Raw genomic sequence first — 12,270 nt, 5'->3', positions numbered from 1 at the left:
ACGTGTGTGTCCATGGTGTGTGCACCGCCTTCCGGATTGCTCAGTGGGCGAGGTAGTCGTGGACGACCGTGGCCGGGCTCAGGGTGAGGTCGGTGAGGATGTGGCTGGCGGCGACGACCTCGCGTACGGGCAGGTCGGCGAGCGGCGCCAGCGCGTGGGGGTGGAGCTCCAGGCGGGCGGGGCCGCGGAAGGCGCTCTTCACCGTGATGTCCGTGATCTGGGTACGGACCAGTTCGCAGATGCGCGGCCGGCCGTCGTAGCCGGGCACCGCCTTGACCATGAACGTGGGCACGCAGATCTCCGCCCGGGCCTCTTCCAGGTCCATCGGGTGGTGCTTGTAACCCATGGTGGCGGTGGCCACGCGCAGCGAACCGTAGTCGAGGGTGCCGACCAGGGTGTCGGAGTCGACGTGGAGCCTGGGCGAGCCGGCCTTCTTCGGGTAGGCGCTCAGCTCCCGGCCGCTGGAGATCGCCGGCACGCTGTCGAGGTACATCGCGAGGTTGTATTCGCCGCGCTCACCCTCGTACTCGACGGGAATGACCTGGCCCGCCTCCGTGTAGTCGCCCAGACCGGTCACGTCGGGCATGCGCATGATCTCGAACCGCACCAGAGGCTCGGGAATAGAGAGGGGCTCGGGAACGACCCGCCGCAGGGCCTCGGGGTCGGTGCGGTAGGTGATGTTCAGGTATTCGCGGTCGGTGAACCGGTACCGCGTGGGGGCGAAAGCGGGAGCGTCCAGCGGGGTGGTGAACAGCTGGGCGACATCGTGCATGTGCATGAGTGGCTTCCTTGGAGACGCCTGTGCCTGTCAGGGCGGGGAGCGGATCCATCCGCTCAGCGCTTGGAACCACTGCACTCCATGAGGCCAATGTCTGTCCAATATATGTTGCATGCGCATTCGATATCCTTGGGCATATGGAATTCACGAAACGCCTGCTGGAGCAGTTCCTGACCCTCGCCGAGGAGAAGCACTTCGGACGGGCGGCCGAGCGTCTCTCGATGAGCCAGCCCCCGCTCAGCCAGGCGATGCAGCGCCTGGAGCGCGGCCTGGGGGTGACCCTCCTGGACCGCAGGCCGGGCGACCTGCGCCTCACCCCCGCGGGCGCGGCCTTCGCCGTGGAGGCGCGGCGGCTGCTGGACACCCAGTCCGCCGTCGTCGAGCGCGTGCGGCGCGTCGCGCGCGGCCTGGAGGGCGACGTGCGGGTGGGGTATGTGAGCATCCTCAGCCACCGCCACCTGCCCGGCCTGCTGCGAGCCGCCGCCGAGGAACTCCCCGGCCTGCGCGTCCACCTGCACCAGGACGCCGGCGCCGCACTCGCCGACATGGTCCGCTCGGGCGCCCTGGACCTCGCGTTCATCCGCGACCCTTCGCCGGTCACGGACGACCTGGCCGTCCACGACTTCGCCGTCGAGCGCATCGTCGCGGCCCTGCCGTACGAACACCGGCTGGCCGGAGCCGATGTGATCGACCTGGAGGAGCTCCGCGAGGACGACTTCGTACTCCCCAGCGGAACCGCCCTCCCTGGGCTCGCGCATCAAGCCCAACTGGCGTGCAGGGAAGCAGGGTTCATACCCCGCCGCCGCGCCGGGGCCGACGACCTCACCGGTCTGCTCGGCTACGTCGCCGCCGGATTGTGCGTGAGCCTCCTGCCGGAGGACCTGCGCGACTTCCCCATCCCCGGGATCGCCTTCGTACCCCTCCGAAGAGCGTCACCGCACCTGCGGACGACCGTCGCGGCCGTGCACCGCCCCGACGCGGACGCGGCCGTACGCCGTCTCCTGGACCTGATCACCCGTCACGCGGGCCCGTGAACACCGCGGACGCATACACGGGGCTCAACGCTCGGCAGCGAGCCATTGAAGTGCTCTCAGGCCGGGCATGAAGCAGTATTCGCCGCCTCGTACGGTGACGAAACTGGGCAGCCCTGTCAGGCGCCTTCGTACGGGCTTGGCCGGAATGGTGTGGGCTCCGGTGCCGTCGTTGTTGCCGACGAACGGGTCCTTCGCGTGCCCCAGGCCGGCGAAATCACCGTTGTTGATCCATACCTGCGTGATGAACTCGAACTGGCGGGCAAGGTCCGCGCCCATGAAGATGAAGAACAGGCCCCGCTCGGCCCCGTCGTCGTCGGTCCGTCCCTCGGGCAAGGGTGGGCCGTAGAGGGCACCGCGCCGCACCATCCGGTGGATCCTGGTGTCGACGATGCCACCTGAGAGGGAGTCGCGCGGATTGACCCGGCGGATATGGGCGCCGTGCGGCACCCGAAGGCCGTCAGGGTCACTCTCGTGGTAGGCGAAGTCGTTGTTGCGCCGCGGGTCCGCACCCAGTTCGGGGTCGTCCCGTTCCGGCGCGAGCGCGAGAGGTGCTCCGCTGCGCCAGCGGCCGACCATCTTGGCCGCGAGCAGTTCCTCGTCGTCGGGTGAGCGGGCGTGTTCTCTGAGGTAGCTGCGGAACGCGGCGACGTCTGTGGCGAATTGCCGGAAGGCGACATAGGTTCCGTTGAGTCCGAGGATCTCCGGGGACGGCATGGGAGGGATCCGGCCCGACTCGTCCTCATGGCCGAGAATGAACTCGCCGGGCATGACGTGGTCCTGGCCCGGCAGGGCCTCGGTGCCGCTGCCGATGATGTACGGGCCGCCGATGCTCTCCCGGAAACCGAAATGCTCACGGCCGCTGGGCGGGACGTAGACATCGCGCCGATAGATCCGGGACACGCCCTTGAGGCCGGCGGCGATGTCGAGCGGCTGCTTGAGTTCCTCTTCGGCCGTGGTGATGATGACAATCCCGATGTGTACGTCTTCGGTGCCCATCGGCCGTACCCAGTGCGCGGGATCGCTCGCGCCGGTATCGCCCAGGACGTCCTTGCGTGCGGCCATGCCGGCCCGGAATTCCTGTGGAAAGCTCGCCAGGGAAACCTCCGGGACGCCGAGGGCCTGCAGCCCGGCGCAGGTGAAGGCGATATTGAAGGTGAAAGGGCGCGGTGTTTCCGTGTCGGTGGCCGGGGTGACGGAGGGAAGAACGCTCCGCAATGCGGCTCTGGCCGCTGCCGGGTCGTCGATCCGGTAGAGCTGGTACACCCCGTGGCACGCTCCCGGTGGCGGCCTGAGCACTGTCCCCTGGATGTCCCCGAGCTCGAGGCGGGGCGCCTGGCCCTCCGGTGCGTTCATGCCTGCGTGGCGTCGAGAAGTTCGTCCAGGGCGGCCAGGGCCTTCTGCCCGCGGCCGATATCACGCACAGTGGCTTCCGCGTTGGACCCGTACCAGACACTGGCCTCGACCTGGTGCTTGGCGATGTAGGCGAGCGCGTCGGGCGATTTCAGGCCCGGGTACCCTTCGGCGACGTCGGTGAACATGTGATCGATCCACGGTGTGGCGAAATTGATGACATCCACCACGTAAGGGTTGAACTCGTCGCTGTACGTGGCGGCGAACAGGATCTGCGTTTCCTCATTGATCAGGCAGACGCGCAGGTCGTGCACCGTGCCCAGACGGCCTTCCCAGTAGGCAGCCTCGACCTGGGCCTTTTCGGCCCGCTCGCGGAAGATCTCCGCCCCGCCCGGCCTGACGGGTGCCACCAGCGTGAACTCGGCCTTGTCGCCCACCCGCAGGCCCATGCCGTCGGTCTGCCGACGGGAGGGCTGCGTCCATTTGCTGATCTCGGCTGCCGAGACATCGGACGAGATCGGAACGTAGTCCGGCTCGGTCATGAGGATTCTCCTTCGTGCGGCGTGACGTGAGCGACAGCAGACGGCGCGAGCAGATCGGAGGCATGGTCCGGCTCGGCCCGCACCTGTCCGTTCAGGCGGTGCCGTTCGATGGACGAACGCCGGTAGACCTCCTTGCGTAGTCGCTGGATACTCCCGACGGGGGCATGCTCAGCGGCGCACCGCCACGGCGTGATCGAGATGCCGTCGGCTGCCGTCAGATTGTCGTCGCCGCCGATGTCCTGCTGCGGGAAACGGAGACGGGCGACCGTGACGAAGGGGGAGAGGCTTTCGGGCCACTCGACGGTGAGGTCGTCGACCGGCATGTCCTCCAGTGATCTGCACAACTGCACCTGGAAGTCGAACTCGCATCCGTGACGGGCCACCTCCTTCACCAGCGCGGGCCGGAACACCTCGGCATGGTCCGACGGGTCGAGATCGCGGACCTCGACGGCGGCCGCGGACGTTTCTGTCGGCCTGATACGCAGTTTCGCGATGTGGTCCCCATGGCGCACGGCCCCCATCGACCAGAAGGTCGACAGCAGCAGATTCTGCCAGCGCGCCTGCATGCCGACCCGGAGCAGGGCGCCGAGCTCGTCCCATGCCCAGTCCTCCGGCGGAAGCGTTCCGTAACCGGTGACCCAGTCGTGGAACAGCTGATGGTTTCCCTTTTTCCCGTTCGCCCGGTACTTCGGGAGGTCGATGAACACTCTGGCCAGGAAGCGGTAGTGAGCAGCGGTGTTGCAGAAGAAGACCGGAGCGTTGATCATGTTGAAATCCATGGTCCGCGTCCGTGGCTCGTCCTGCAGCGCGGTTTCCGCCTCGATGCCGAAGACCTTGGTCGCCATGCCGACCACATTCCCAAGACTGCCGTCGGCTCCCAGGTGCGAGAGGCCGTTGGAATACCGTACGAGGCAGTCGTGGGTCCCGGGGCGTGCGTAGATGCCTTGGGCGTACTCCGGTGCGATGCCGTCCAGAATCTCAAAAGTTCCTCTGACCAGCCCGTATGCCTTGGCGTGGGCGAAGCGGACGGCACGGTTTTCGCCCTCGGAGCGCACGGAGTTCCGCTCGAACTCCGTAATGGTGTCGATGACCTCCTGCTGACTGTCCTCGAACCGTGGCTCAGGGGGCTCGACTTCAGGCGAATAGCGGACGGGACGCCCTACTGCCATGCGCTTTCCCCTAGCTGCTGATGCCGCACGCCGCAAATGTCAGGATCGTAATACGTCGCTACGCCGACGTGGCGGTGGACATTCTGCTGCTCCTCCGGCAAACATCGCGGAACCACTCGAACAGCCGCAGCCAGTGGTCCCCGGCGCCGGAGGAGGAACCCGGCACCGGGGACTCGTGAGGGTGGATCAGATGCAGTCCGCCGCTGTCAGGAGATAGTGGAAGCTGCCCTCCTTGTAGGCGGTCAGGAACGACTCCTCGATCCCGGTCGCCACCGAGGACTTCGCCCGGAGCTCCCAGTAGGGAGTGCCTGCTCACTGTCCCAGTACGCCGCGACGGACTTCTGGTAGGGGGTGCGGAGGACCTTGGCGGTGGGTTCGGTCGTCGAGGCCATGGGGAACTCCTCTGTTCCGCGCGGCGGTCATGCCGCGTTGTAGCGTGGGGTGGTGCTGTGCCATTCGCGGTTCCCGCCGAGCCAGGCCCAGGTGCCCGTGAGGAAGCGGCGCAGCGCGGGCGAGCCGTCGGCGGCGAGGACGGCGGCCTCGGCCTCGAAGCCGTGGACGAGTTCGTCGTGGACGAGGACGCTGCGGCGAACGGCCTCTTCGAGCCCGCACCTCTCCTCGGCCGCGATCACCGTCGGGAGGTTGAACTCCAGCCCGGGACCGGCGTTCTCGCGTGCCATCGAATAGAGGTCGTTGACCAGCGTGGCGGCGGTGCAGGCCATGCTGAAGGCGCGGCGCACCCGGGGGTCGTAGTACTCGGCGGCGGGGACCTCGTAGCCGCCGACGGCGTCGACGAGAGCGGTCATCGGCAGGAAGCTGTTGCACTGGCGGTTGACGAGGTACTCCCAGACCGGGGGCACGCGCTCGGCGGTGCGCCAGCCCGCCTCGGCGTTGAAGCCGGCGAAGAGGGCGGACATCTCGTGGGCGAGCCGACCGAGCTGGGCGGGGGTGGCATAGCGGGCGATGTGGTCCAGCGCCGAGCGCAGGGCGGTCAGGACGGGGTCCTCGCGCATGGCCCGTTCCAGCTCCGGGGCGTAGCGCAGCGGGAGGTGGGCGGGGTCCACGGCGGCGTTGGCGACGCACAGCCGGGGGCCGAGCGCCCGCGGGTCGGCCCCGGCGGACTCCTCGTCGCAGTAGTGGTCGTCGGCCGACCACTCCGCGAGCCCGCACTTGGCGGCGGCGAGCAGCCGGTCGGGATCGTCGGTGTCGGGGTGGGTGAGCATCAGCAGCCGCCCGAAGTCGGTGGCCCGCAGCTCCTCCGACCGGCCCGGGTAGATGCCGACGTCGGCGGCCCAGGCGACCAGACGGTCGTTCACCTCCTTCGCGAGGGCGGGGTCGTCACGGACGGCGGGCGGGCAGTAGAGCGGGGGTACCGGCCCGCCCGCCGCCGGTCGTACGGGCTCCGATCGGGGCGGCGCGGCCGCAGGTGATATTCGGGCGGCGGACGTCCCCAGACCGGTGGGACCGGCGGGGAATCCGGCCGGCACCCGGCGGGGTGGGGGCGTCAGTGTGGCGGGGGCGGTGTGCCCCTGGTGGGCCGGCAGCGCGGTCACCAGGCCGGCGAGCTCATGGGTGGCCGCGGTGGAGAAGGCGCGGGAGAGCAGTGACAACCGGGTCTCCTTACGTTCCTGCCCGCCGCAACGGCGGGGCGGCGGACGGGTCAGTCACGGTGCCGGGAGACCTCGACGTTCTCCAGGATGCCGATGGCATCGGGGACCAGGACGGCCGCCGAGTAGTAGGTGCTGACGAGGTAGGAGATGACGGCCTGGTCGTTGATGCCCATGAACCGTACGTTGAGGCCGGGTTCGTACTCGTCGGGGAGCCCGGTCTTGCGCAGGCCGATGACCCCCTGGTCCTCCTCGCCGGTGCGCAGGGCGAGGACGGAGGAGATGTTGTGGCCTCCGCCGTTGATGGGGATCTTGCCGCAGGGGAAGATCGGCACACCCCGCCAGCCCGGCACGAGGTGCCCGTTGACCTGGACGCTGTCGGGGTAGATCCCGCGCTTGTTGCACTCACGGCCGAAGGCGGCGATGGCGCGCGGATGCGCGAACATCATCCGGGTGCTGCGCCGCATGCTCAGCAGCTCGTCGAGGTCGTCGGGCGTGGGCGGGCCGGAGCGGGTGGAGATGCGCTGGTCGTAGTCGGCGTTGTGCAGCAGCCCGAACTCGCGGTTGTTGACGAGCTCGTGCTCCTGGCGTTCGCGGAGCGCCTCGATGGTGAGCCGCAGCTGCTGCTCGACCTGGTTCATCGGGTCGTTGTAGAGGTCGGCGACCCTGCTGTGCACGCGGAGCACGGTCTGCGCGACGCTCAGCTCGAACTCGCGGGGCGTGAGGTCGTAGTTGACGAAGGTGCCCGGGAGTTCGGGCTCACCCACGTGCCCGGAGGCCAGCTCGACGTCGGCCTCGCCCTTCTTGTTGACCGACTGCTGATGGGTGCTGAGGTAGTTGTCGATCTGGCCGCGCAGCGCCTCGGAGCGGCCGAGGAGCTGCCGGAAGACCGCCCAGGGCAGGGCGAGGACGGTGCCGTTGGTGGTGGCCTTGACCGTGTGGTCCCAGCTCGGCTCCTCCTCCCGGAGGGCCTCTTCACCGAGGTGGTCGCCGTCGGCGAGCACGCCGAGCACCGTGGGTTCGCCGTACTTGCCGGTCCCGAACCTGCTGAGCTTGCCGTGCGCGATGAGGAAGACCTCTTCGATCGGCTGCCCGGCCTCGACGAGCACGTCACCCTGCTCGAAGTCCCGCTGGGCGAACCGCGAGGCCAGCTCGTTGAGGAGGCTCTCCTCCTGGAAGCCGCGCAGCGGGGGCACTTCGGTGAGTGTCGAGGCCACGACGCGGACGTCCGCGCCGGTCTTGACGAAGCTCACCCGTCCCCGTCCCACGGTGTAGGTCAGCCGCCGGTTGACGCGGTACGTACCGGCGCCGACCTCGTTCCAGGGCAGCATGCGGGTCACCCAGCGGGAGCTGATGCCCTGCATCTGAGGTATGGACTTGGTGGTCGTCGCCAGATTGCGGGCGGCCGCGGTGCTGAGGCTCAACTGGGCCTGGGCTTCGGTTTGTTGCTGTTCCGATGGTGTCGTCACGAGGTTCCCTTCGCCATGGACGTCCCGGCGATGAGTAGGAAAACCTGATGAGCTGAGCCTCAGCTACGGCGTGCCGGGAAGTGGAACGCAACCCGGCAAAACAACTGCGCCTGCCGGAAACGCGGTGGAGGTTGTTCACCTGGGGATTCGCGGTGGCGTGCGGGGTGCGCCAGGGCATTTGCTTACCTTTTCGAGGGACGGCGAAGCCGGGCTCCTCGAACGGGCACTCCCGTGAAATCGCAAGCTCGATCGGGGTGTGCTTGCCGGTGACCCGCCCTGCGGCTTTGTGGCGACGCCGGTCCGGGCGCGGGGCGTACCGTCGCGTGCGGCGCCCCGCGTCCCTCTCGTCTCAGCCGTGGCGGCGGTTCTTGCCGGCCGCGGCCACGTATTCCGACCATGCGGCGACGTCCTTGCGGTCGGGCGCCTTGATCTTGGGATCGACGCCGTAGTCCGAGAACTCCTCGGTGATCCGCTCGTTGCCCTTGGGGGACCTGCCCTTCTCCTCTTCCTTGGCGATGAGACCGTCCTTGTCGACCCAGACGTCGATCTCCGTCTTGTCCATGCCGGACTTCTTGGTCTGCAGCAGGTACAGGTCCCGGTAGTCCTTCGTCATGGCCGGACCCTCGTAGTGCTCCAGGTCCGCGAGGACGACCGTCCCCCGGTAATGGTCGGTGGCGCGGCCGGCCACCGTCTCGCGGCCGGTGTGCCGGAGATCCTTGGAGACGGCCAGCAGCGCGCTGACCCACTTCTTCATGGAGCCCTGCACGCGCCGACGGGGGTTCTCCTTGAGCTTCTCGCCGGACGGTGCCGGCGTCTTAGGAGCGGAGTCGAGTTCGTCCATGGTGTACCAGGACTTGCCCGGGATGTCGCTCGTGGCGATGTACATCACGTCGCCGATGGACAGGAGGTGGGTGCTCTCCGACTTCTCCCCGGACGTCTTCGTCTCGGTGGCTTCGGGCTCGTTCTGGAACGCGATCTCGGCGCGGGACTCGGGCTCGCTGCCGGACTTCCCCGTCTCGACGGTCCGGTACGAATTCTGCTGGGCCATCTTCGCCAGCGCCGCCTTCAGCACGGCGGGCGCGTCGGCCCGCTGACCGACCGCCGCGTCGCCGGAGCGGCCGCCGTTGCCGTCCGACGCCTTGCTGTCACTGCCGCTGCCACACCCCGCCAGGCCCATGACCAGAGCGGCGCTGGTCACTGCCATGGCGGTCTTCCGGATCGTCTTCACAGCTTTTGCTGTCCTTTGTCAGGCGTGAAGGAAACGGATGGAGGCTACATGTTTTGCCGTGTGTGTTCGATTTATTTACCTGCGGGGGTGGCGAAAGTGGCGTGAACTGAGCGACTGACGTTGCCCTGTGCCGTTCATGCGGGGTGGGGGTGCCGTGCGGATCACGCGACGGATGCGGATGAAGGGGGCTGCCCGGGATGGCGCATGTGATCGAATGTGCGGATGAGTGTCAACAGCGCATCTCTGGGGCCGCTGCAACGGACCGACAGCCACTGGGTGGTGGGATCTTGCCAACAGCCGGGCGGTACCTGGCTGGAGTTCCGCACCGACGGGTTGTACCAGCACGCGCGGGACTCCGAGGGGCAGCTGATCCCCTGGTCGAGGATCATGCTGGTCAGCCGCTTCACGTTGGGTGCCAAATACCCTTCCAAGGGGATGTACGGCGGGTTCACACTTCTCCGCGGGCTGCCGGGCCCATGGAAAGGGCGCGGCAGGGGCTATCTGAACATGACGTTGCGCCACCCGTACGAGGACTGGTTGGCCCCCTTCGACCTCCACCCCGGCTGGTACAGCCCTGCTCAACTCGTCTGGCTGGAAGAACTGCTCCGTCAGATGACCGACGCAGACGAGATCGGCAGGTTCGGCGACGCGGCCTGGTTGGATCGCGTGGTCGAGCATGTGACATCGCAGGGACCCCGTACGGCACGGGGGATACGGGAGGTGGTGACCGAAGCCCGTCAGGGGTGACTCGGAACGGTGGGTAGCAGCGTCGCCCCGTGCGGTCGGCGCTGGGACCCGCTGATCTCTTTCGGCATGGGGACATTCCGGATGCCGGTACCCCTACAGCACTGTTACACAGCAGAGCGGATGCCGATACACGGTGGCCCAGATTCCGATGCGTTCCGCGGGCACTCTTCGATGTGCACCCTTCAGCACTCGCACGAATTCGAGGAGCCAACCCGTGAACACCTCCGACACCACAGCCTCTGATCAGATCCGCTGGCGTGCCGTTGCCTCCCGCGCGCAGATCGGAGTGTTCCGCGCAGTCTGGGTTGTCGGCGCAGTCGCCGTCATCGCATCCGTATTGCTGATCATCGGCGCCTTCGCCGCGGACTCGGCAGCGGGTGAATCGTGGCAGCCCGCCGGCGTGCTCGGCGCGATCGGGTTGTGCCTTGGCGTGACGATCCTGGTCGTCGGCATGCTGGCCCGTTTCGTAGTGACGGCGTCGGGGCGCCGGTGAGCCTGCAGGCGGTGATCAGCGGCGTGGACTCCTTTGACGGAGGTCCGGCCGTCGGCCATGACCGTGGGCCGCTCCTCCGCCGAGCGACCGGTCTTCCCGAGCGGTTCTGGGGCGCTGCCTGCCGGCTCGGCGACGCCGCACTCGCCGGCGCGCACCGCATCGGGCCGACGACCGAGTTGCCCTGGCCTCATGAGGGCCAGGCGAGCTTGGAGATAGCCGGGGTCGGCAGTCTCGGCACGGTCGGCGAGCAGATGCCGGTGCCCATCGCGAGCATCACGAAGGTGATGACCGCGTACGTGATCCTGCGGGAACACCCGCTGAGCCTTCAGGACGCCGGGCCCATGGTCCGTATCGACCGGATCGCCGCCGAGGAGTCGGACTCGCCGATCGAGTCGGTCGTGCCTGTCGTGGAAGGGCAGGAGCTTTCCCTCCGGCAGCTGCTCGAATTCATGCTGATCCCGTCGGGTAACAACATCGCCAGGCTCCTCGCTCGCTGGACGGCCGGTTCCGAAGCGGCCTTCGTGCGCCGCATGAACGATGCTGCCGCCGCCCTCGGCATGACCCGTACGGTCTTCACCGGCTCCTGCGGCATGGATACCGGGAACACCAGCACCGCCGTCGATCTGCTCGCCCTGGCCCGCGAAGTCATGCGGGACGACGTGTTCCGGGCCGTCGTCGCCATTCCGTCCGTCTCCCTTCCCGAGGGCCGGGGCGAGGCTCACACCACGAATCGGCTTCTCGGCCAGTACGGAGTCGTCGGGTTGAAGACCGGCACCAGCACCCCCGCGGGTGGCAACGTCCTGTGGGCCGCGTACGCCGATGTGTTCGGCGCCCGGCGGCTGGTGCTGGGCGCCGTCCTGGCACAGCGCACGGGGCGGTCCCCGGTGCGGGCGAGGGCGGCGGTCTGGGCCCACAGCCGACGGCTGGTCAAGGCTGTTCAGCGTGCGTCGCTGGATGGCTCTTCGGTGCCTCCACCGGCGCCTGTGGTGTTTCCTCCGGCTGCGTGATGTCTCTGCTGCCGGGGCGCTCAGATCGCCAGTCCGATCAGTCCCCATCCGCGGCGGCGGGCTTGGTGGACCACTTCGGCCCATCCTTGGAGAAGTCCGGTGAACTCCTCGAACGTTCCGGCCCAGTTCCCGGGGTCGGCTGCGTGGGCGTTGAACGGTTCGCGTAGTGCCTCGAGTCGGGAGGTGACCGTGGCCCATGCCTGGGCCATGGCCGGTATCTCCGACGGTGGGGGGTCTGTAAAGCTTTCGGGTCTTCCAAGATTTTCGTAGCTGTTGATCCTTTCAGTTGAGCAGGATGCGGTGGCGGAGGAGTCGGTAGCCGGCCCGGCCGTAGGTCTGCCGCTTGAGGAGTTTGATCTTGTTGTTGACGCCCTCGGTGCGGCCGTTGTGGTGGGGCAGGGTCAGTGCCGCGTCGACGGCGGTCCGGTCGCGTTCGAGGCCGGTGGCAAAGGAGTGAAGGAAGGGCAGGTCGGCATCCTGTGCCCGGGTAATCCAGCCGGTCAGGGCCTCTGCGTTGTCCGGTGAAGGGGACAGCAAGCGGGCGAACTCGCTGACCAGGGTGGAAAGGGAGGTCATCTCCGGGCAGGCTGCGGCGAGTTGGTCACGCAGGACGCGTTGCTCGCCGCCTTGATGGGCGGGGTCGGCGAGGAGGAGACCGGTGGCTTTGCGCGGGGAGAGGGTGGCGTGGTCGGCCTCGACGCGGCCTTGGCTGATGTAGCGGACCAGCAGGTTCGCACTGCCGGTGTAGCCGATCTGTCTGATCTCGTGCAGGAGGTGGGTGACGGGCACGGCTGGGTTCTCTGCCCGGCGCTGGCGCAGGTGCTCGCGGTAGGGGTCGACCAGGGT

At 68.1% G+C, this 12,270-nt stretch carries 12 protein-coding genes and 1 pseudogene; 4 read left to right on the top strand and 9 right to left on the bottom strand.

The annotated features are described in order from the left end of the window. Positions 1-40: 40 nt before the first annotated feature. Entirely contained in the window at positions 41-778 is a 738-nt protein-coding gene (locus ACZ4A5_RS17765; protein WP_467584164.1) for an acetoacetate decarboxylase, read from the bottom strand. Between the two features lie 137 nt (positions 779-915). On the opposite strand from ACZ4A5_RS17765, the gene ACZ4A5_RS17760 reads away from it, so the two are divergent. Beyond that, positions 916-1,812, top strand: a complete 897-nt coding sequence (locus ACZ4A5_RS17760; RefSeq protein WP_467584161.1) for a LysR family transcriptional regulator — start codon at positions 916-918, stop codon at positions 1,810-1,812. Positions 1,813-1,836: 24 nt separating this feature from the next. Here the strand turns inward: ACZ4A5_RS17760 and ACZ4A5_RS17755 are convergent, their stop codons facing one another. The 7 genes and pseudogenes from ACZ4A5_RS17755 to ACZ4A5_RS17725 all read right to left on the bottom strand — a co-directional run bounded on the left by ACZ4A5_RS17755 (position 1,837) and on the right by ACZ4A5_RS17725 (position 9,177). Then, a complete protein-coding gene (locus ACZ4A5_RS17755) occupies positions 1,837-3,165 on the bottom strand; it encodes a Dyp-type peroxidase (protein WP_467584158.1) in 1,329 nt (442 codons plus the stop codon). Further along, entirely contained in the window at positions 3,162-3,704 is a 543-nt protein-coding gene (locus ACZ4A5_RS17750) for a hypothetical protein (RefSeq protein ID WP_467584155.1), read from the bottom strand. The genes ACZ4A5_RS17755 and ACZ4A5_RS17750 overlap by 4 nt, the downstream gene beginning before the upstream one ends. Continuing rightward, positions 3,701-4,873 (bottom strand): catalase family protein, encoded by a 1,173-nt coding sequence (locus ACZ4A5_RS17745; protein ID WP_467584152.1) that lies wholly within the window; start codon positions 4,871-4,873, stop codon positions 3,701-3,703. Before ACZ4A5_RS17745 ends, ACZ4A5_RS17750 begins: the two co-directional genes overlap by 4 nt. 186 nt (positions 4,874-5,059) lie before the next feature. After that, positions 5,060-5,185: pseudogene (locus tag ACZ4A5_RS17740) on the bottom strand (SAM-dependent methyltransferase); the annotation flags it as partial. A 107-nt stretch (positions 5,186-5,292) separates the two neighbouring features. Beyond that, positions 5,293-6,483: a family 2 encapsulin nanocompartment cargo protein terpene cyclase gene (locus ACZ4A5_RS17735; protein WP_467584149.1), complete on the bottom strand. Its 1,191-nt coding sequence runs from the start codon at positions 6,481-6,483 to the stop codon at positions 5,293-5,295. Positions 6,484-6,533: 50 nt separating this feature from the next. Beyond that, on the bottom strand, positions 6,534-7,949 hold the full coding sequence (locus tag ACZ4A5_RS17730) for a family 2B encapsulin nanocompartment shell protein (protein ID WP_467584146.1): 1,416 nt from the start codon (positions 7,947-7,949) through the stop codon (positions 6,534-6,536). 349 nt (positions 7,950-8,298) lie between these two features. After that, complete coding sequence (locus ACZ4A5_RS17725) at positions 8,299-9,177, bottom strand: SCO4651 family lipoprotein (RefSeq protein ID WP_467584143.1); 879 nt, start codon at positions 9,175-9,177, stop codon at positions 8,299-8,301. Positions 9,178-9,399: 222 nt separating this feature from the next. On the opposite strand from ACZ4A5_RS17725, the gene ACZ4A5_RS17720 reads away from it, so the two are divergent. The 3 genes from ACZ4A5_RS17720 (at position 9,400) to ACZ4A5_RS17710 (ending at position 11,424) form a co-directional block, all read left to right on the top strand. Continuing rightward, positions 9,400-9,924 carry a hypothetical protein gene (locus tag ACZ4A5_RS17720; RefSeq protein WP_467584142.1) on the top strand — a complete coding sequence of 175 codons (525 nt, stop codon included), beginning with the start codon at positions 9,400-9,402 and terminating at the stop codon, positions 9,922-9,924. A gap of 214 nt (positions 9,925-10,138) precedes the next feature. Then, a complete protein-coding gene (locus tag ACZ4A5_RS17715; RefSeq protein ID WP_467584139.1) occupies positions 10,139-10,417 on the top strand; it encodes a hypothetical protein in 279 nt (92 codons plus the stop codon). Then, positions 10,414-11,424, top strand: a complete 1,011-nt coding sequence (locus ACZ4A5_RS17710; RefSeq protein WP_467584137.1) for a D-alanyl-D-alanine carboxypeptidase family protein — start codon at positions 10,414-10,416, stop codon at positions 11,422-11,424. Before ACZ4A5_RS17715 ends, ACZ4A5_RS17710 begins: the two co-directional genes overlap by 4 nt. A gap of 282 nt (positions 11,425-11,706) precedes the next feature. Here ACZ4A5_RS17710 and ACZ4A5_RS17705 read toward each other — a convergent pair. After that, a partial coding sequence (locus ACZ4A5_RS17705) for an ISL3 family transposase (protein WP_467584134.1) occupies positions 11,707-12,270 on the bottom strand: 564 nt, incomplete at its 5' end.

Source organism: Streptomyces sp. NPDC025618 (genome assembly GCF_055558795.1).
This window is presented reverse-complemented; position numbering and strand designations above follow the sequence as displayed.